At 32.5% G+C, this 2,129-nt stretch carries 2 protein-coding genes; both read left to right on the top strand.

What is annotated here, in order from left to right; translation table 11 throughout:
- Window positions 1–1,202, top strand: a 1,202-nt coding sequence (locus tag M2408_RS26295) for a Shedu immune nuclease family protein (RefSeq protein WP_259187560.1), incomplete at its 5' end; no start/stop codon positions are given.
- Window positions 1,203–1,289: 87 nt separating this feature from the next.
- The gene (locus tag M2408_RS26290) at window positions 1,290–2,078 is read left to right on the top strand and encodes a bacteriophage abortive infection AbiH family protein (protein ID WP_259187559.1); all 789 of its coding nucleotides are present in this window, start codon (window positions 1,290–1,292) and stop codon (window positions 2,076–2,078) included.
- The last annotated feature ends 51 nt before the right edge of the window (window positions 2,079–2,129 follow it).

Genomic DNA, 2,129 nt, shown 5'->3' with positions numbered 1-2,129 from the left:
GCAAAATAATACTTTGTTTAAACTGGCCCGCAATTACCGATACAAGTGGACCTATATCGCCGATACAAGTGGCCCGTTATGCACCGATATATACACCCTATTCAATAGATCAAAAGGAGGGATCTCTAAAACCGAAACGGATAAGAAAACTTGAGATGGTCGGCTGGGACAGTATTGAGGATATTCCACATGATTTTCGTGTGACAGGAAAATATGGGCTTAAAACACTCAGGGCTAGACATTTTTTTGCCGGTCTTTACCTGAAATATAGGGATGTTTTTAATTATACTATAGGAATTAATATTACCAATAGCTTCAGGCAAGATCATATTTCATTAAATTGGGCGGATTTAAAAACAATACTCAATGAAATTTATAAAGAAAAGATGACATATGATAAGGAAAAAACATTTTTAATAAATAAAGGCTTGTGTAGGATAAATTCAACTATCACACTTTCTAAACGATATATGCCAAGTGGGGAGCTTAGCCGTTTTCTTGGAAAATATGATTCTTTTGCTAAAATTAACCAAGAGGACTTGAACGCTCTTTCGTCAATACTTGATCTTATCCCACCCAGTATCATTAAGACAACATCTAATTTTATCAATAGTAAGGAACAGATCAATAAGGTCTATATTGAAGATGTTATTAAACAATTTGAGAAATTATCTTCTTCAAATAAAGACAATGAAAAACAATGGCAAGCATTTTTTGAGAAAAATGCTTGGATATTGTCTCACCTTTTTCCCTATGAGGTTATCTTGCGTAAAAAAGAAGCATATGTCGGGGGAAAAACTATAGATAATGATCAAGGACGGATTCTTGATTTCTTATTCGAAAACGGTTTCAAAGATAATTATGCGTTACTAGAAACCAAAACACATAAAAAAGATCTTTTTAAAAAGATTGCTTACCGAAAACCGGATGTCTTTCCAATGTCTGACGAATTATCCGCTGGGATAGCACAATGTCTAGATCAAAAAGATAATTTTATAAAAGATTTCGGCAGAAACAATCCATCATTTGACCCCAAATGCATACTTGTCATTGGTACAAAAAGCATGCTCACTGATTCTCAGCGACGTTGCTTTGAGTTATTAAGATCGAGTCAAAAAAATGTTGAAATAGTGACCTTTGATGAAATATTAATGAAATTAAAAGGTTTGCTTAAAGTTCTAAGTATTGATAATATGTCGTAATTATAACACCTAAATACCAAAAACTAAATGATGATGGCACAATTGTAATATTTATAACTAATGCATCTTTTAACTTAGCTTGACATTATGAATAAACTTATCATTGTTGGAAATGGTTTCGACATCCATAATAAATTGCCTACAAAATATACAGATTTTCTGATCTGGTACCTATGTAATTGTTTCGAAAGCTCCTCAAAAGATGATGGAAAGTATAGAGAATTAATTGAAATATCTCATGATAGAATTTTTCAAGGTAACAACTGCAGGGAAATAACCGATTATAAACAGCTAGCTATGTGGTTGATCACGGAATTTAATTCTGGATCGGATGGGTATAGTCCGGATTTTATCTCTAATGATATTATGTATAGATTTTATTTAACTTCAAAATCAGAATTGTTTTTGCGTTTAATGAGTCATCAACGTGAACGAAACTGGGTTGATATTGAAATGACATATTACAAATTATTGAAAGAGTGTTTATCACTATTTAATACTATTGGGAAGGAAGAGGAGGCAGAGAAAAAATTAAAGAAAATTAATGTAGATTTTGAAATAATAAAGGCTAATTTGTATGAATATCTTAAGTTGGTCAGCAACTCAGCGAATGTAGATTATAATTTCGATTATTGTGCAGAGGATCCGATTGATTCCAAAATTATCATCGATAAACACCACTTAAAAAACATTCCAGAAGATCAATATGTAGACGGCAGATATATAGAACCGAAAGATGTAACCATATTAAATTTCAATTACACGGGCTTACCTTACAAATTAAATAGGAGGAAGTACAATCATATTGATATACATGGATCTGTTATACGTCTGTATATATCGGTGCATAACGGGCCACTTGTATCGGCGATATAGGTCCACTTGTATCGGTAATTGCGGGCCAGTTTAAACAAAGTATTATTTTGC

The organism is Sphingobacterium sp. BIGb0165, from assembly GCF_024810095.1.
Taxonomy (GTDB): Bacteria; Bacteroidota; Bacteroidia; order Sphingobacteriales; family Sphingobacteriaceae; genus Sphingobacterium; species Sphingobacterium detergens.
The sequence above is the reverse complement of the archived record's forward strand: the minus strand, read 5'-3'. Positions and strand labels throughout refer to the sequence as shown.